Source organism: Tannerella forsythia (assembly GCF_003860135.1).
GTDB lineage: Bacteria > Bacteroidota > Bacteroidia > Bacteroidales > Tannerellaceae > Tannerella > Tannerella forsythia_A.
On sequence record NZ_RQYN01000186.1, the window covers coordinates 1 to 301 of the forward strand.

Consider the following 301-nt stretch of genomic DNA (forward strand, 5'->3'; position numbering starts at 1 on the left):
GGAGCTTCGGGAACCGTAGCCAACTCCGTCATCATGGACAATACGGCAACCGGCTTCGGCGGAGGTATCTATATCGGCGGCGGCTACAATGGCGGATGTACGGGCCGTACCGGTGACGCGCTGATCTACAATACCGAAATCAGTCACAACCGTGCGTCTACTGGGGCAGGTATCTATAATGACGGTAGCGCATTCCTTTCGGTCAACAACACCGTGAGCGGCAACATCGCCCCGACGGCGGCCGGCTTCTACAACAACGGGGGGAACCCGAATATGCGCAACACGATTATCTGGGGGAACC

The 301-nt window shown here is 57.8% G+C and carries 1 protein-coding gene; it reads left to right on the forward strand.

Annotation, left to right across the window (positions count from 1 at the left end):
- A partial coding sequence (locus EII41_RS13885) for a hypothetical protein (protein WP_221620747.1) occupies nt 1-301 on the forward strand: 301 nt, incomplete at both ends.